At 75.1% G+C, this 16,710-nt stretch carries 17 protein-coding genes; 10 read left to right on the forward strand and 7 right to left on the reverse strand.

Annotation, left to right across the window (positions count from 1 at the left end; genetic code table 11):
• Position 1: 1 nt before the first annotated feature.
• From KG111_RS00900 to KG111_RS00915, 4 genes are all read right to left on the reverse strand, one after another.
• On the reverse strand, positions 2 to 400 hold the full coding sequence (locus KG111_RS00900; RefSeq protein WP_205292461.1) for a hypothetical protein: 399 nt from the start codon (positions 398 to 400) through the stop codon (positions 2 to 4).
• A 16-nt stretch (positions 401 to 416) separates the two neighbouring features.
• The gene (locus tag KG111_RS00905; protein WP_249666239.1) at positions 417 to 1,223 is read right to left on the reverse strand and encodes a LytR/AlgR family response regulator transcription factor; all 807 of its coding nucleotides are present in this window, start codon (positions 1,221 to 1,223) and stop codon (positions 417 to 419) included.
• Entirely contained in the window at positions 1,220 to 2,341 is a 1,122-nt protein-coding gene (locus KG111_RS00910) for a sensor histidine kinase (RefSeq protein ID WP_249666240.1), read from the reverse strand. Before KG111_RS00910 ends, KG111_RS00905 begins: the two co-directional genes overlap by 4 nt.
• Positions 2,342 to 2,424: 83 nt before the next feature.
• Positions 2,425 to 3,366 carry a class I SAM-dependent methyltransferase gene (locus KG111_RS00915; protein WP_205292462.1) on the reverse strand — a complete coding sequence of 314 codons (942 nt, stop codon included), beginning with the start codon at positions 3,364 to 3,366 and terminating at the stop codon, positions 2,425 to 2,427.
• Between the two features lie 86 nt (positions 3,367 to 3,452).
• Between KG111_RS00915 and KG111_RS00920 the strand changes: the two genes are divergently transcribed.
• Positions 3,453 to 4,181, forward strand: a complete 729-nt coding sequence (locus tag KG111_RS00920) for a Fic family protein (RefSeq protein ID WP_205292463.1) — start codon at positions 3,453 to 3,455, stop codon at positions 4,179 to 4,181.
• Positions 4,182 to 4,501: 320 nt separating this feature from the next.
• Here KG111_RS00920 and KG111_RS00925 read toward each other — a convergent pair whose 3' ends face one another.
• Complete coding sequence (locus KG111_RS00925; RefSeq protein ID WP_205292464.1) at positions 4,502 to 5,311, reverse strand: HAD family hydrolase; 810 nt, start codon at positions 5,309 to 5,311, stop codon at positions 4,502 to 4,504.
• A gap of 148 nt (positions 5,312 to 5,459) precedes the next feature.
• Between KG111_RS00925 and ssd the strand changes: the two genes are divergently transcribed.
• The 7 genes from ssd to KG111_RS00960 all read left to right on the forward strand — a co-directional run bounded on the left by ssd (position 5,460) and on the right by KG111_RS00960 (position 10,798).
• Positions 5,460 to 6,647, forward strand: a complete 1,188-nt coding sequence (ssd, locus tag KG111_RS00930; protein WP_205292465.1) for a septum site-determining protein Ssd — start codon at positions 5,460 to 5,462, stop codon at positions 6,645 to 6,647.
• A complete protein-coding gene (locus KG111_RS00935) occupies positions 6,644 to 7,810 on the forward strand; it encodes a TadA family conjugal transfer-associated ATPase (RefSeq protein ID WP_205292466.1) in 1,167 nt (388 codons plus the stop codon). Before ssd ends, KG111_RS00935 begins: the two co-directional genes overlap by 4 nt.
• Complete coding sequence (locus KG111_RS18405) at positions 7,807 to 8,637, forward strand: type II secretion system F family protein (protein ID WP_205292467.1); 831 nt, start codon at positions 7,807 to 7,809, stop codon at positions 8,635 to 8,637. Before KG111_RS00935 ends, KG111_RS18405 begins: the two co-directional genes overlap by 4 nt.
• Complete coding sequence (locus KG111_RS00945; RefSeq protein ID WP_205292468.1) at positions 8,634 to 9,392, forward strand: type II secretion system F family protein; 759 nt, start codon at positions 8,634 to 8,636, stop codon at positions 9,390 to 9,392. The genes KG111_RS18405 and KG111_RS00945 overlap by 4 nt, the downstream gene beginning before the upstream one ends.
• Before the next feature lie 154 nt (positions 9,393 to 9,546).
• Positions 9,547 to 9,801: a DUF4244 domain-containing protein gene (locus KG111_RS00950; protein WP_205292469.1), complete on the forward strand. Its 255-nt coding sequence runs from the start codon at positions 9,547 to 9,549 to the stop codon at positions 9,799 to 9,801.
• Positions 9,798 to 10,220 carry a TadE family type IV pilus minor pilin gene (locus tag KG111_RS00955; RefSeq protein ID WP_205292470.1) on the forward strand — a complete coding sequence of 141 codons (423 nt, stop codon included), beginning with the start codon at positions 9,798 to 9,800 and terminating at the stop codon, positions 10,218 to 10,220. The genes KG111_RS00950 and KG111_RS00955 overlap by 4 nt, the downstream gene beginning before the upstream one ends.
• Positions 10,221 to 10,387: 167 nt before the next feature.
• A complete protein-coding gene (locus tag KG111_RS00960; protein ID WP_205292471.1) occupies positions 10,388 to 10,798 on the forward strand; it encodes an Rv3654c family TadE-like protein in 411 nt (136 codons plus the stop codon).
• A gap of 2 nt (positions 10,799 to 10,800) precedes the next feature.
• Here KG111_RS00960 and KG111_RS00965 read toward each other — a convergent pair whose 3' ends face one another.
• Complete coding sequence (locus KG111_RS00965) at positions 10,801 to 11,124, reverse strand: hypothetical protein (RefSeq protein WP_205292472.1); 324 nt, start codon at positions 11,122 to 11,124, stop codon at positions 10,801 to 10,803.
• Positions 11,125 to 11,193: 69 nt separating this feature from the next.
• A complete protein-coding gene (locus KG111_RS00970; protein ID WP_240196005.1) occupies positions 11,194 to 13,569 on the reverse strand; it encodes a DEAD/DEAH box helicase in 2,376 nt (791 codons plus the stop codon).
• A 159-nt stretch (positions 13,570 to 13,728) separates the two neighbouring features.
• Here KG111_RS00970 and KG111_RS00975 point away from each other — a divergent pair, with 159 nt between their 5' ends.
• The gene (locus KG111_RS00975; RefSeq protein ID WP_205292473.1) at positions 13,729 to 14,061 is read left to right on the forward strand and encodes an STAS domain-containing protein; all 333 of its coding nucleotides are present in this window, start codon (positions 13,729 to 13,731) and stop codon (positions 14,059 to 14,061) included.
• Between the two features lie 274 nt (positions 14,062 to 14,335).
• Positions 14,336 to 16,699: a sodium-translocating pyrophosphatase gene (locus KG111_RS00980; protein WP_205292474.1), complete on the forward strand. Its 2,364-nt coding sequence runs from the start codon at positions 14,336 to 14,338 to the stop codon at positions 16,697 to 16,699.
• Positions 16,700 to 16,710: the final 11 nt, after the last annotated feature.

The raw sequence follows: 16,710 nt of genomic DNA on the forward strand, positions 1-16,710 counted from the left end.
CTCAGGGCTCGCTCTCGTGGTCCCGGCCGCCGTGGTCCCGGCCGCCGTGGACCAGGTCGGCGAAGACCCGCTCGTTGCGCTCGGCGCGGCGCACGTAGCGCCAGGCCAGCAGCAGCAGGAAGGGGTACGTCGCCCCGCCCAGCAGCAGCCAGGCCAGCCCGATGCCGCCGACCTCGACGTCGGCCAGCCCGGGAACGAGGCGGAACAGCAGCGGCACCGCGCCGAAGGTCACCACCAGCAGCACGACGACGCGCAGCGCCAGGCCGAGCTGCTCGCGCAGCAGCGAGCGCAGGTAGACGTCGCCGACCGGGTTCAGCTCGTGCACGTCGCCCAGCCGGCTCGCCTGCCGCGCGGTCGTGGAGTGCCGCGGCGGTCCGGTCACCCGCACCCGTTCGGTCATCGTCGACCCGACCGTCTCAGGCCCGGGCGCGGCGCAGCAGCACGTCGCGCAGTGCCCGGGTGTGGCGCCGGCTGACCGGCAGCTCGACCGCACCGCCGTGGGTGCCGACCACGACCGAGGTGCGCCCCGCCTCGGTGCGGACCTCGGTGACGTGGGCCAGCGCGACCAGCAGCGAGCGGTGGATGCGGTGGAAGCCCGCCTCGCCCCACTGCTCCTCCAGCCCGCTCAGCGGCACCCGGAGCAGGTAGGACTCCCCGGCGGTGGTGTGCAGCCGGGCGTAGTCGCCGTGCGCCTCGACGTGCGTGATGTCGCCGCGGTCGACGAACCGGGTGACCCCGGCGCGCTCGACGGCGACCTGGGACTCCGGGGCGGCCGGCGCGGGTGGGGTGGTGTCGGCCAGCACGCGGCGCACCGCCTCGGCGAGCCGTTCGGGCCGCACCGGCTTGAGCACGTAGTCGACCGCGCGCAGGTCGAAGGCCTCCACGGCGTGCTGCTCGTGCGCGGTCACGAACACCACCGTCGGCGGCTGCCGGAACCGGCGCAGCACCTCGGCCAGCTCCAGGCCGCTGAGCCCGGGCATCTGGATGTCGAGCAGCACACAGTCGACCTCCCGCTCGCGCAGGGTCCGCAGCCCGTCGGTGGCCGACTGGCAGGCGATGACCTCGGTGACCCGCGGGTCCGCCTCCAGCAGGTAGACCAGCTCGTCGAGGGCGGGACGCTCGTCGTCGACGGCGAGCACCCGCAGCCCACCGCCACCACCAGCACCGACGGGGCCGCCGGGGCCGCCGGCGGACGCCGGGACCGAACCTGTCGAGACCTTCACACGCTCACCCCCGGCGCGAACTTCGGCACCCGCACCACGACCTTGGTGCCGGCTCCCGGTGCAGTCTCCACGACGAGACCGTAGTCGTCGCCGAAGGTGGCGCGCAGCCGCGCGTCGACGTTGCCCAGCCCCACGGAGTCGAGCGAGGCGTCGCCGGCCAGGGCACGTCGTACCTTGTCGGGGTCCTCGCCGACGCCGTTGTCCTCCACCTCGATCACGGCCTCGTGGCCGCGGTCGAGCGCCTGGATGCGCAGCAGGCCGGTCTGCTCGGCCCCCTCCAGGCCGTGGCGTACGGCGTTCTCGACCAGCGGCTGGATGCACAGGAACGGCACCACGACCGGCAGCACCTCGGGGGCGATGCTGAGGCTGACCTGGAGCCGGTCGCCGAACCGCGCCTGCTCCAGCAGCAGGTAGCGCTCGATGGAGCGCAGCTCCTCGGCCAGCGTGGTGAACTCGCCGTGCCGGCGGAAGGAGTAGCGGGTGAAGTCGGCGAACTCCAGCAGCAGCTCGCGCGCCCGGTCGGGGTCGGTGCGCACGAAGCTGGCGATCGCGTTGAGCGAGTTGTAGACGAAGTGCGGGCTGATCTGGGCGCGCAGGGCACGCACCTCCGCCTCGATCATCCGGTTGCGGTGCGCGTCGAGCTCGGCGAGCTCGAGCTGGCCCGAGACCCACTGCGCCACCTCCTCGGTGGCGCGGACCAGGCCGGCGGTCGGGCTCGGGGAGAACGCCTGCACCGTGCCCAGCACCCGGTCCTCGACGACCAGCGGGCTGACCACGCCGGTGCGGACCGGGCAGCCGGTGGCCGCGCAGGGCAGCTGGGCGCGGTCCACCGTGCGGGTGCTGCCGCGCCGGATCGCCGCGAGCCCGTGCGCCACCGCCTGCTCGGCGTGGTGGCTGCCGGCGCCGTCCCAGGCCAGCACCGACTCGCCGTCGGTCAACGCCAGGGCGGGGGTGCCGAGCAGGTTGCGCAGGTGCCGGATCGCGCGCTCGGCGCTGCTCGCGGTCAACCCCTCCCGCAGCGCGGGTGCGGCGAGCGAGGCCTGGTGCAGCGCCCGGAACGCGGCACGGTCGGCCTCGCTGCCCAGGTGGGCGCGGCGCCACAGCCGTCCGGTTCGCACGCCGACATCGTGCCGCACCGGCGCCGCCGTGGCCGGGCGACACTGCGGGTGAGGGTGCGGCTGTGCTCCCTGGTGCTCCGAGTTCAGCGGAAGCGGATGAGCAGCATCCCGGTGTCGTCGTCCGCGGGCGGCTCGACCGCCGGTGCCAGCACGACGGGGATGCTGTCCTTGCCGACCGGTCCGGCGACCTCGGTCGAGCCTGCCTCGGCGCCTGAGCCGGTCCCACCCGGCTGGTCGGCGTCGTCCGCCGCGCGCTCGGGCTCCTTGCGGATGGTCTTCGGCTGGATGCCGACCACCGCCCGGAAGCACTCGGTGACGTACGGCAGCTGCATGCCGTCCATGCCGCGGCCGAAGTCGTCGTAGAAGGCCAGCACCTCGCGGATGCGTGCCTCCTGCGCGTCTGCGGGCAGGCCCGCGACGTCGCCGAGGGAGCGGACCAGGTCCTGCACGGAGGCGCGGTGGATGACCTGCCACTGCTTGAAGGTCGCCTCGTCGGTGGGCCCGAAGTACGGCGAGGACTCCAGCTCCTCGCCCGGGCCGGTGCCCAGCGCGTGGTGGCCGATCAGGTTGCCCAGCCGCTTGACCCACGGGATCCGCTCGTCGCGCACGTTGCGCACCAGCGCCAGCGAGCCGCCGCGCTTGAGCACCCGGGCGATCTCGGGCAGCGCCCGGTCGTGGTCGAAGTACTCGAAGGCGTCGGCCACGACGACCAGGTCGTAGGTGGCGTCGGCGGCCGGGATCTCCTCGGCCGTGGTCTGCGAGACCCGCAGCTCGCCCAGCCGCGCGCCGAGCCGGTCGAGCATCCGCGGGTCGGGGTCCGTGGCGTGCACGTCGTGGCCCAACGCGAGGAGGTGCTCGGTCAGCTTGCCGGTGCCGGCGCCGAGCTCGAGGATGCTCAGCGGCTCGGGTCCGGTCAGCCACTCCACGGCCTCGCGCGGGTAGCCGGGGCGGCCGCGGTCGTAGGCCTGCGCCACCGCGCCGAAGACGAGCGCGGGGGAGGCGGGAGTGGAGCCGTCGGTAGCCATCGTCTCGCAGCGTACGACGCCCGCGCGGCGCCGTCGTGCAGGCACGCGGTACGACGCGCGCACCCGCCGCCTTCTACCCTTCTGCGGTGAGCACCGACCCCTTCGCCTGGCTGATCTCGCTGGAGGGTGTGCCGTCGGGCTTCGCCGGCGCCCGCGACGGCATCGACGTGATGCTGCGCGACCGCGGGCTGCGTCGTACCAGCCCGGAGCTGACCGCGGAGTCCCTGCTGCGCGGGGCCCACGCCAGCGCCGTGCTCGAGGGCTCCGCCTCCTCCCTGGCGCAGGTGCGCGCCGGTGAGGGCGACGAGATCGCCCGCGACGCCGTGCGGGTCGCCACCGAGCTGTTGTCCCTGCTGCCGGTGCTGCGCCGCCAGCCGTTGCAGGCGCTCGCCCGGATCCACACCCTCGCCGCGCGCGGGGTGCTGCCCGACGAGATGCTCGGCCGGCCGCGACCCGGCGACTCCGCCTCCCGGTTGCGCGGCATCGCCGACCTGATCACCGCCCCCACCCAGGCGCCCGCGCTGGCGGTGGCCGCGGTGGTGCACGCCGAGCTGGTCACCGCCGCGCCGTTCGGCTCGCACAACGGCATCGTCGCCCGGGCCACCGAGCGGCTGCTGCTCGCCGCCAAGGGCGTGGACGAGAAGTCGCTGGTGGTGCCGGAGGCGGCGCACCTGGCGCTGCGGCCGGCGTACGAGTCGAACCTGCGCGGCTGGGCCGACGGCGGGCCGGCGGGCATGCACTCCTGGCTGCTCTACGCCACCGAGGCCTACTCGGCGGCCGCGGAGGCGAGCCCGCTGGTGCGCGACGCGGAATGATCCGGGCATGCAGGTGGCACCCGAATCACGCATGACTCGAGTGCCACCGCCGGCACGTGAGCCGTGGGCTACCAAGCGTGCATCGGTTTGCTGCGCCGGAGCTTGTCCGGGATGCAAGCGCCCAATTCGGAAGGGTAGACCGCCGCGTGGGTACTCCGGATCACGTGCTGCTCTTGTTGTTGTCTGGTCCCTTTGTACGCCCCTGAACAGGCACCTTCAAGGGGTTGAAATTCCCCTCCGTGAAGCGCACGGTGGGAGGTTGGGGCCACCTGTTTCTCGGGGCCGAACCGGCCCTCGAAGGAGATCGCGCGCGGCAGCGCTCAGGCGCTGATCAGCCGGCGCCGGGCGCCGACCCACACCGCGGCGCCGACGGCCACGGCGCCACCGACCGCGAGCGCGGCCAGTGTGGGCTTGGGCGGCGGCAGGTGCAGCCTCGACTGCAGCGCCACCGGCCGGCTGAACGTCAGCACCGGCCACTCCCGGGCGGTAGCCTCGCGGCGCAGCTCCTTGTCCGGGTTGACCGCATACGGGTGGCCGACGGCCTCCAGCATCGGCACGTCGGTGATGGAGTCGGAGTAGGCCCAGCACTGCTCGAGGTCGTAGCCCTCGGAGGCGGCCAGGTCGCGGATCGCGCGGGCCTTCTCCTCGGCGTAGGCGTAGTACTCGATCTCGCCGGTGTAGTGGCCGTCGTCGACGGCGAGCCGGGTGGCGACGACCCGGTCGGCCCCCAGCAGGGCACCGATCGGCTCCACCACCTCGCTGCCGGAGGTGGAGACGATGACGACGTCGCGGCCGGCCGCACGGTGCTCCTCGATGAGGCGGACCGCCTCGTCGTAGACCAGCGGGTCGACCACGTTGTGCAGGGTGTCGGCCACGATCTCGCGGACCGTGGACACGTCCCAGCCGGCGGTCAGCTGCGACATGAACTGCCGCATCTTCTCCACCTGGTCGTGGTCGGCGCCGCCCACCATGAACACGAACTGGGCGTAGGCCGAGCGCAGCACCGAGCGCCGCGAGATCAACCCGCCGGCCTGGAAGGGCTTGCTGAAGGCCAGCACGCTCGACTTCGCGATGATCGTCTTGTCGAGGTCGAAGAACGCCGCGGTGCGCGGCGTGCCGGCGGAGGCCATGGCGCCATCGTAGGCCGCAGGCCCGACGCCGAGGCGTTAGCGGCTCGGCGGGTCCCGCAGCCCTCCACAGCCACGGACCCGCGCCCAGGTGTGCACAGGGGCGCGGAGCCCTGGCGTGCCCGGGGCGTCGTACGGCGAGGAGGCCGGCATGACTCCACGCAGGCCCGACCCCCGTCCCGACTCCCGTCCTGACCTGGCGGCCGACCCCGCCACCGCACACCCGCCGCTGGTGATCAGCGCCGACGAGACGCTGCTCGCTGAGCTGCTCGCGCTGGCGGCGGCCGCCGACGTCACCCCGGTGGTGGTGCGCGACCCGGTGAGCGCGCTGGGCGCTTGGAGCCGGGCACCCGTCGTCCTCGTCGGCGCCGACCTGGCCGACGCGATGGCCCGGGTCGCACCGGACCGGCGGCCGCGGACGTACCTGGTCAGCGCCGGCCGCGCACCCGACGAGGTGTTCCGCACCGCGCTGCACCTGGGCGCCGAGCAGGTGGTCGAGCTGAGCGGCTCCGCCGCCTGGCTGGTCGAGCTGCTCGCCGACCTCACCGAGCACCTGCCCGGACGCGGCCGGGTGATCGGGGTGATCGGCGGCAGCGGCGGCGCCGGGGCGACCACCCTGGCCTGCGCGCTCGGCCAGACCGCCGCGCGCCGCGGCCCGGCCGTGGTGATCGACTGCGACCCCCAGGGCCCGGGCCTGGACCGGATGCTCGGCGTGGAGCGGCACGACGGGTTCCGCTGGGACGCGCTGTGCCAGACCACGGGCCGCCTCTCCGCCCGCGCGCTGCGGGAGGCGTTGCCGCGGCGTGACGGCCTCGGCGTGCTGTCCTGGTACGTCGACGGGCGGGTCGCCACGCTGCAGGCCTTCGCCGTGCGGGAGGCGCTGTCGGCGGCGCGGCGCGGCCACGAGGTGGTCGTGGTGGACCTGCCCCGCTCCCGCGACCCGCTGGTCGACGAGGTCGCCGCACGCTGCGACGAGCTGCTGGTGGTGACCGTCGGCAGCGTCGTCGGGGTGGCCGGGGCGGCGCGGATGCGCAGCCGGTTCGCCGAGCACCCCGGTGCCGGGCTGGTGCTGCGCGGCGAGACGTTCACCGCCGCCGAGGTGCAGCGTGCCGTCGGGCTGCCCGTGCTGGCCCACATGCGCGACCAGCGCGGCCTGGCGGAGTCCGTGGACCTCGGGCTGGGGCCGCTGCGCTCCGCGCGGGGCCCGCTGGCCCGCGCCGCCGCCCGGATCCTGAGCACCGATCCCGCGCCCGGCCCGGGCGAGACCGTCACCGCCGTTGGCGCTCCCGCTGGTGCGCGGGACGGCATGGGCAGCCTCGGCCCCGGGGCGGCGGCATGATCGCGGGCGTGCCGGCCGGCCTGGTCGAGGAGGTACGGCGCCGGCTCGCGGCCGGCGAGGGCACGCTCACCCCGCACCGGGTGGCCGAGGCGCTGCGGGCCGCCGGTCGCCCGGTGGGCGATGCCACCGTGCTCGCCGTCTACGAGGCGCTGCACCGCGACGTCGCGGGCGCGGGGGTCCTCGAGCCGTTGCTGCGGCTGCCCGGGGTGAGCGACGTGCTGGTCAACGGTCCTGGACCGGTCCGGATCGACCGGGGCAGCGGGCTGGAGGAGACCGACGTCGTGCTGCCCGACGAGGACGCCTGCCGCCGGCTCGCGCAGCGACTGGTCGCCACCGGCGGCCGGCGGGTCGACGACGCCGCGCCGTGGGCCGACGTACGGCTGCCGGACGGCACCCGCTGCCACGCGGTGCTGGCCCCGCTCGCCCAGCCCGGCACGGCGATCTCGCTGCGGGTGCCGCGCCGCGGCGGGTTCACCCTCGACGAGCTCGCCGCGGCCGGCGCGCTCGGCGGTGAGGGCCGCGAGCTGCTGGGCCAGGTCGTCGACGCGCGGCTGGCCTTCCTGGTCAGCGGCGGCACCGGCACCGGGAAGACCACCCTGCTCGCCGCGATGCTGGGCGAGGTCCCCGCCGGCGAGCGGATCGTCGTCGTCGAGGACGCCGCCGAGCTGCGACCGGACCATCCGCAGGTCGTGGGGCTGGAGGCACGACCGGCGAACCTCGAGGGAGCTGGCGCCGTGCTGCTGCGCGACCTGGTCCGGCAGGCGCTGCGGATGCGTCCGGACCGGCTCGTGGTCGGCGAGGTCCGCGACGCCGCCGTGGTCGACCTGCTCGCCGCGATGAACACCGGCCACGAGGGCGGCTGCGGCACCCTGCACGCCAACTCCGCCGCCGACGTGCCGGCGCGCGTGGAGGCGTTGGCGCTCACCGCCGGGCTGGGCCGCGAGGCCGCGCACAGCCAGCTCGTCTCCGCGCTCGACGTCGTGCTCCACGTGGTGCGCGAGCGCGGCACCGGGCGGCGCCGGCTGGCCCAGGTCGCGGTGCTGCAGCGCGAGCCCGCCGGCACCGTGCGGACCGTGCCGGCCGCCACCTTCGACGCCGCGGGCGTGCTGCAGCCGGGCCCGGGCGCGCGGCGGCTGATCGACCTGTTGGACGGTCGCCGGTGAGCGCCGAGGTGGTGCCCGGGTCGGCGGTGGCACTCGCGGTGGCCGCGGTGGCGAGCGCGCTGCTCGGCGCGCTGCTGGTGCCCGCCCGCGGCGGTGGGCTCGGCGGGGCCGGGTGGCCCGGCGGCGGTGCGGGGCGGGGTCGGGTCGTCGTACTGCTCGGGGGTGGGGGCGTGGCCACCTGGACGGTCCTCGCCGGCTCGGCACGCTGGCTGGTGCTGGCAGTGCTCGCCGCGGCGCTGGTCGCCGGTGCCGCCCGGCTGCTCACCGCACGGCGGCGGGAGCGGCGTGCGGCCGGCGGCCGGGCCCGGGTGGTGGAGCTCTGCGAGGCGCTGCAGGCCGAGCTCGCGGCAGGGCTCAGCGTCCCCGCCGCGCTGGAACGGGCCGCGATGCCGTGGCCGGCGGTGGCACCGGCGGCCCGGGCAGCGCTCGGCGGCGGTGACGTGGCGCGTGCGCTGCGAGCGGTGGCGGCCGAGGAGCCCGGAGCCGGCTCGCTGCGCGTGGTCGCCGCGGCCTGGCAGGTGGCGCACCGCACCGGGCACGGCCTGGCCGACGCGATCGGCCGGGTGGCCGAGGACCTGCGGGCCGCCGAGCAGACCCGACGCGTCGTCGCGGGGGAGCTGGCGTCGGCGCGGGCCACCGCCCGGCTGCTCGCGGTGCTGCCGGTGCTGGCGCTGGCGATGGGGTCGGGCGCCGGTGCGGACCCCTGGGGTTTCCTGCTCGGACACCCGGTCGGTCTGGGCTGCCTCGGCGCCGGGCTGGGGCTCGCCTACGCCGGCCTGGCGTGGATCGACGCCCTCGCCGGCGCCGTCGAGCGGGACGCCGGATGAGCGCCGGGGGCCTCGCCCTGCTGGCCGCGGTGCTCGCGGTGGCGGGGGCGTTGGCGCTGCTCGGGGCACGGCCTGCCTTGCCGCCACCACCTGGGTCGGGTGCGGTGCCCCCAGGACCTGGGGCCGGGGCCGGCTCGGTCGGGGAGCCGCCGGACGGCCTGCTGCGTCGCGGCCGCGCGGTGTGGGCGCTGCTCGCCGGCGCCGGTGCGGGGGTCGTGCTGGGTGGTCCGCTGGCGGTGCCGATCGGCCTCGCCGCGAGCGGGATGGTGTGGGTCGTGGCGGGGCGCCTGGAGCCACCGGGTGCCCGCCGGCGCCGCGAGCAGGTACGACGCGACCTGCCGCACCTGGTCAGCCTGCTCGGTGCGGCCCTGCGCGCCGGGCTGGCGCCACCTCAGGCGCTGGGCGTGGTGGGCCGGGCGCTGCCGGGGCCCGCCGCCGACCGGCTCGCCCCGCTGGCCGCGCGGCTGGAGCTGGGCGGGGACGCGGCCGCGATCTGGTCGTCCTTGGGCGGCGACCCGGAGCTGGGGCCGCTGGGCAGGGCGCTGGCGCGGGCCCACCGCACCGGCGCGCCCGTCGTCGCGGTCATCGATCGGCTCGCCGACGAGCTGGCGCACCGCGGCCGGGCCGAGGTCGAGGACCGCGCCCGTGCGGTCGGGGTGCGGGCCGCGGTGCCGCTGGGGCTGTGCCTGCTGCCGTCGTTCCTGCTGCTGGGCATCGTGCCGCTCGCTGTCTCCCTGGCCTCGACGATCGGGTGAGCCCCTGTCCCGCGCGGTGCCCGCCGGAGAGCGCCGGGCTGTGGAGCGGACGACACCTGCACAAACGGTCCCCGGGCCGCTGCAGGGCCCGGCCGGTGCCGCGCATCCTCGACCAGCGGCCGCACCCGGCGGCCGCTGGTCGAAGGAGATCCTCATGCCCCAGCCCCAGCCCCAGCCCCAGCCCCAGCCCCAGCCCTGCCGTGCCGCCCGCCCCGCCGTCGACCCCGCCGTCGACCCCGCTCGGAGCGAGCGGAATGAGCGTGGCGTCACGACCGCGGAGTACGCCGTCGCCACCGCGGCCGGCGCCGGGTTCGCCGGCCTGCTCTACAAGATGCTCAGCGGCGGCTTCGGCAACGAGCTGCTCACCACCCTGTTCGACCACGTGCTGAACCTGCTCGGGGTGCGGTGACCCGCCACCACCGCCGCCATCACCGCCGCCGCCGCTGGCGTCGTCGGGGTGGTGAGCGCGGCGCGGTCACCGCCGAGCTCGCCCTCGGGCTGCCGCTGCTGCTGGTCCTGACCGCGGCGCTGGTCTGGCTGCTCGCGGTGGGCGTGGCTCAGCTGCGCACCGTCGACGCGGCCCGGGAGAGCGCCCGTGCTCTGGCCCGCGGCGACGACCCCGCAGCGGCGGTGGCGCTCGGGCAGCGGGTGGCCCCCGACGGCGTACGGATCAGCGTGCGCCGCGACGGCGAGCGGGTCGTCGTCGCCGCGCGGGGACGGATGCGCGGACCCGGCGGCCTGCTCCGGCTCACCGGCGTCGTGCTGCAGGCCGAGGCCGTGGCGCTCGCCGAGGAGTCGGCGGAGTCGCCGGTGGGGGCGGGCCCGTGAGCCCGACCCGCCGCAGCGGCGCCGCCCTGCCCACCTCTCGGAACGACGGGCCGACCCGCACCGTCGGCGTGGCCGGGCTGGGACCGGGCCCGGCGAGCGACGGTGCGGTGCGGTGCGTGGCCACCAGCAGGCCGGAGCCGAACAGGATGAGGAAGGGGCGCAGATTCATGCTGCCGAGTGAATCCGCCCCCGGCGCGGCGGTCATCGCTGATCGTGGGGACACCCCGACCGTCCCGACCGGTCAGCGGGGCGCCGCGACGGTGCTCGTGGTGGCGATGTGCGGGGTGCTCCTCCTCGTCGGCGCCGGCACGGGCGTGGTCGCGGCCCTGGTGGTGGCGCACCGGCAGGCCCAGGGCGCCGCGGACCTGGCGGCGCTGGCGGGCGCCACGGTCCTCGCCGAGCCCGGGAGGGGCGATCCGTGCGGGGCGGCCGGTGAGGTCGCCGCCGCCAACGGCGCCGCGCTCGTCTCGTGCACGGTGCAGGGCCAGGACGTGCTGGTCGAGGTCAGCGTCGCCGGCCCGCGCTGGCTGGGCCAGGTCGAGGACCTGCGAGGGGAGGCCCGGGCCGGGCCCGTCTGAGATCAGGCGCCGTCGTCGGCCTGGCGGCGCCTGTCGTACTCGACGTTCTCCAGCTTCCCGGACAGCTCCTCGAGGCGCTTGCGCTCCTGGTGCCGCCGCCAGTTCTGCTTCGCGCCGACCTTGGTGCACCACAGCCCGGACAGCACGAGCACGGCACAGGCGACACCGAGGAGGAAGACCGCGGTCGCCGACATCTCGATGCCGAGGAAGGTCGCGTGCACCTCGGAGCGACCGCCGCTGGAGACCGCCTCGGTGTCCGTGCCGAACAGACCGGCGAGGATGCCGAGCGCTCCGATCAGGATCAGGATCACTCCGACGACCACCATGGGACCACCTCGTCGTTCTTCGTCGAACTTCGTCGGACTCGTCCCAACCGGACGGCCGTCTCGTCCACGCTACCCCGCGGCGGGCGCCTCGGGGGCCTCACGCAGCAGCGCGTCGAGCAGCAACACCGCACCGGCCTTGTCGAGCGGCTCGTTGCCGTTGCCGCACTTGGGGGACTGCACGCACGACGGGCAGCCGGCGGCGCACTCGCAGGCGGCGATCGTGGCTCGGGTGGCGCGCAGCCACGCCGCGGCGGTGCGGTAGCCGCGCTCGGCGAAGCCGGCCCCGCCGGGGTGGCCGTCGTGCACGAAGACGGTGAGCAGCCCGGTGTCGGGGTGCCGCGCGGTGGACACGCCGCCGATGTCCCAGCGGTCGCAGGTGGCGAACAGCGGCAGCAGCCCGATCGAGCAGTGCTCGGCGGCGTGCGCGGCACCGGGCAGGTCGTCGGGCTCCAACCCGGCCGCCTGCAGCTCGGCGAGCACCTCGTCCGGCACGGTCCACCACACCGCGGTGGTGGACAGCGTGCGCGGCGGCAGGTCCAGCCGGGTCTCGTCGATCACCTCACCCGTGCGGGCCCGGCGGCGCAGGAACGAGGTGACCTGGTTCGTCACCTCCACCTGCCCGAGCGCGACCCGGCACCGACCCCACGCGACGTGCTCGTCCTCGGCGACCACGACGATGTCGGTGACGTCGCGGGCGCTGGTGGTGTGGTCCACCTGCACGCGCCGCATCGCAGCGACGTTCTGCTCCAGGTCGAGGTCCTCGACCAGCCAGGTCTCGCCACGGTGCAGGTAGATCGCGCCGGGGTGCGCGGTGCCGTGCGCGCGGCCGCCGTCCACGGTGCCCACCACCCGCCCCGTCGTGGACTCCACCAGCTGCACCTGGGCGCCGCCGGCGGAGCGGATGTCGGCCAGGTCGCAGGCCCGGGAGGCATCGGTCCAGTACCAGCCGGCGGGACGCCGGCGCAGCATGCCCTGCGCGGTCAGCGAGCCCAGCACCTCCCGCATCCGGGGACCGAACAGCGCCGCGTCGGCGACGGTGACCGGCAGCTCCTGCGCGGCCGCGCACAGGTGCGGCGCGAGCACGTAGGGGTTGTCGGTGTCGAAGACCGTGCCCTCCACGGGGGCGCCGAGCAGCGCCTCGGGGTGGTGCACCAGGTAGGTGTCCAGCGGGTCGTCGCGGGCCACCAGCATCCCCAGCGCCGCACCGCCGTCCCGGCCGGCGCGGCCGACCTGCTGCCAAAACGCCGCCCGGGTGCCGGGGTAGCCCGTCACCAGCACCGCGTCCAGGCCGCTGACGTCGATGCCCAGCTCGAGCGCGTTGGTCGCCGCCATGCCGAGCAGCCGGCCCGAGCGCAGCGCCGCCTCCAGCTCCCGGCGCTCCTCGGGCAGGTAGCCGCCGCGGTAGGAGTCCACCCGGCCCGCCAGCGACGGGTCCACCTCGGCGAGCAGCTCGTTGGCGCGCTGGGCCACCGTCTCCACCCCGCGCCGCGAGCGCACGAACGCCAGCGTGCGGACCTCCTCCAGCACCAGGTCGGTGAGCAGGTCCGCGGTCTTCGCGGTGGCTGGCCGGCGCACCGGCGCCCCCTGCTCACCGGTGAACGAGGTCAGCGGCGGCTCCCACAGCCCCAGCGCCAGCTCGCCACGCGGCGAGGCGTCGGTGGTGACGGCGGTGACCTCCAGCCCGGTCATCCGTCGCGCAGTCACCTCGGGCTCGGCCACCGTCGCCGAGGCCAGCACGAACGTCGGGTAGGCGCCGTACGACGCGCAGATGCGCCGCAGCCGGCGCACCACTTGCGCCACGTGCGCCCCGAACACGCCGCGGTAGTGGTGGCACTCGTCGATCACCACGTAGCGCAGCGACCGGAAGAACGCCGACCAGCGCTGGTGGCCGGGCAGCAGCGAGCGGTGCAGCATGTCGGGGTTGGTCAGCACGTACTCCGCGTGGTCGCGGGTCCACTCCCGCTCCTCGGGGCTGGAGTCGCCGTCGTGGGTGGAGACCCGTACGTCGAGGCCGAGCTCGCGCAGCGAGGCCCACTGGTCGTGCGCGAGCGCCTTGGTCGGGGCCACGTAGAGCACCGACGCGCCGCGCTGGCCGCGCGGTCCCCGGGCGGCGCGGATCGTGGTGAGCGCTGGCAGCAGGTAGGCCAGCGACTTGCCTGAGGCGGTGCCCGTCGCCAGCACGACGTGCTCGCCGCGGTGCGCGGCGTCGGCGGCGGCCGCCTGGTGCGCCCAGGGCCGCGTCACCCCGCGGGCGGCGTACGACGTCACCACCGCCTCGTCGGCCCACGCCGGCCACTCGGCACTCTGCGCCGCCCGGGCAGGCACCAGGCGCGAGTGGGTCAGCCGGTCGGCCCGGCCGGGGGCGGCGCACAGCCGGTCGAGCAACGACATGGGGTCGTCGCGACACGCCCGGGGACGGGCGTGGATCTCGGGCTGGGCACTCATCGCACGATTGTCGCAACCACGCCCGACACACCCCCAAGCGGCGAGGGTGCCGGAGGGTCGGCTTGGTGAGAGTTCGCTGGTCGTCGTGCGGTCCTGACCTGGATGGTTTAGTGTGTGCCACTGCCATAAGTAGGTGAGGAACTCCCCGGGGTGAGGGTCGTGAATCTGACACTGTCGACGCGCGAGGTCGGTGGGCGCACCGTCGTCGTCGTGGGTGGCGAGATCGACGTCTACACCGCGCCCAAGCTGCGGGACACGATCACCGAGCTGGTCGCCGCAGGCACCTACCAGCTGGTGATCGACATGCAGGACGTCGAGTTCCTCGACTCCACCGGTCTCGGCGTGCTGGTCGGCGGCCTGAAGAAGGTCCGCGCGCACGACGGCTCGCTCGAGCTGGTCTGCAACTCCGACCGCCTGCTGAAGATCTTCAAGATCACCGGCCTGGCCAAGGTCTTCGTCATCCACGACTCTCCTGAGGCCGCCTCCGTCTGAGCGTCCGGTCGGCCCTCGTGGCCGACCCGACCCGGCCGTTCTCGCACCGCCGCTCCGTGGTGCCGGCGCGCCTGCCCGCGCCCACCGGCACGCTCTCCCGGCGCGGCGTTCTTGGTGGTGCATTACCACATCTCGGAACGTCGCTGGCCTGATCAAGTGTGACACGTGTCACGTTTTGAGTGTGTTCTGCGACACACTCTGCGTAGACTCCCGCTCACGATCTCGGTCCTGGGTTGCCCCGACCCGAAGCTGACACTCCGCCAGGAGGCATGGCATGCCCCGTCCCCTCGTCGCAGATGTCGAAGTCACCGGAGGCGATCTCGCCCTGGTGCTCGTGGTCGCCGCCATCGCGGTCCTCGCCCTGCTCATGGCCGTCGTCTTCCGCGCCGAGGTGCTGCGCGCGGGGGAGGGCACCCCCAACATGCAGCGGATCGCACAGGCGATCCAGGAGGGCGCCACGGCGTACCTGACCCGGCAGTTCCGCACCCTGGCGGTCTTCGCGGCGATCGCGTTCGTCGTCCTGCTGGTGCTGCCGGCGCACACCGCCGAGGCGGCCGACGGCCTGCAGTCGGAGTGGGCGGTGCGGATCTCTCGGTCCGTGTTCTTCCTGCTCGGTGCGGGCTTCTCCGCCGCCATCGGGTTCCTCGGCATGTCGCTGGCCGTGCGCGCCAACCTGCGCGTGGCCGCGGCCGCCAACGAGGTCGGGCGCGACCCGGCGATGAACATCGGCTTCCGTACCGGCGCCGTCGTCGGCATGGCCACCGTCGGGCTCGGGCTGCTGGGCGCCAGCGTGGTGGTGCTGTTCTTCCAGTCCGCGGCCCCCAACGTGCTCGAGGGCTTCGGCTTCGGTGCCGCTCTGCTGGCGATGTTCATGCGGGTGGGCGGGGGCATCTTCACCAAGGCCGCCGACGTCGGCGCCGACCTCGTCGGCAAGGTCGAGCAGAACATCCCCGAGGACGACCCGCGCAACGCCGCCACCATCGCCGACAACGTGGGCGACAACGTGGGCGACTGTGCCGGGATGGCCGCGGACCTGTTCGAGTCGTACGCCGTCACCCTGGTCGCGGCGCTGATCCTCGGCTCGCAGGCGTTCGGCGACAAGGGCCTGGTGTTCCCGCTGCTGGTGCCGGCGATCGGCGCGCTGTCCGCGATCGTCGGCGTCTACCTCACCCGGCCCCGGGCGGGCGAGCCCGGGCTGCGCACGATCAACCGCGCCTTCTACCTCTCCGCCGCCGTCGGCGCGGTGGGCAGTGTGGCGCTGGCCTTCGCCTACCTGCCCGGCGAGTGGTCCGACCTCAACGGCGTCGGCGTCGGCCTGGGGACGCTCGCCTCCGACGACCTGCCCGGGGTCAGCCCGGCCCTCTTCGCCGCCGGTGCGGTGGTGATCGGCATCGTGCTGGCCGCCGCCATCCTGGCGCTCACCGGCCACTACACCGGCACCGAGTTCCGCCCCGTCAAGGACGTCGGCCGGACGTCGCTGACCGGGGCCGCGACCGTGATCCTCTCCGGCCTCTCGGTCGGCTTCGAGTCGGCCGTCTACACCGCGATCGTCATCGGCGCCGCGGTGTTCGGTGCAGCGCTGCTGGCCGGCGGCTCCACGGCGCTGGCACTGTTCGCGGTCGCCCTGGCCGGCTGCGGCCTGCTCACCACCGTCGGCGTGATCGTCGCGATGGACACCTTCGGCCCGGTCTCCGACAACGCCCAGGGCATCGCGGAGATGTCCGGCGACGTCGACGAGAAGGGGGCGCAGATCCTCACCGAGCTCGACGCGGTCGGCAACACCACCAAGGCGATCACCAAGGGCATCGCGATCGCCACCGCGGTCCTCGCCGCCAGCGCGCTGTTCGCCTCCTACACCCAGTCCGCGGTCGAGGCGCTCGTCGACGCCGAGGGCGTCACGGACGCCCAGGCGAACGGGTTCGCCCTCGGGTTCCTGGTCTTCGACGCCAAGCTGATCGTCGGCACCCTGCTCGGCGCCGCGGTGGTGTTCCTGTTCACCGGCCTGGCGATCAACGCCGTGGCCCGGGCCGCCGGCGCGGTCGTGATGGAGGTACGACGCCAGTTCCGCGACATCCCCGGGATCATGGAGGGCACCGCACGCCCGGAGTACGGCCGGGTGGTCGACATCGTCACCCGCGACTCGCTGCGCGAGCTGGCCACCCCCGGCATCCTCGCCATCCTGAGCCCGATCGCGGTCGGCTTCGGGCTCGGCGTGGGCCCGCTGGCCGGCTTCCTGGTCGGTGCGATCGCGACCGGAACCCTGATGGCGGTCTTCCTGGCCAACGCCGGCGGCGCCTGGGACAACGCCAAGAAGCTCGTCGAGGACGGCCACCACGGCGGCAAGGGCTCGTTGGCCCACGAGGCCACCATCATCGGCGACACCGTCGGCGACCCGTTCAAGGACACCGCCGGGCCGGCGATCAACCCGCTGCTGAAGGTGATGAACCTGGTCGCGCTGCTCATCGTCGGGGCGGTGGTCAGCCTGTCCTACGGCAGCAACGAGAACGACGTCGCCCGGATCCTGATCGCGCTGGCCGCCACGACCGGCATCGTCGCCGCGGTCGTGGTCTCCAAGCAGCGCACCTCCGCCATCGACGACGAAGCGCCGGTGCCCGCCGAGGACGGGTCCGGGGCCTAGGCTCGCGCCCC

The sequence above is a fragment of the Nocardioides faecalis genome, from assembly GCF_018388425.1.
Classification (GTDB): Bacteria; Actinomycetota; Actinomycetes; order Propionibacteriales; family Nocardioidaceae; genus Nocardioides; species Nocardioides faecalis.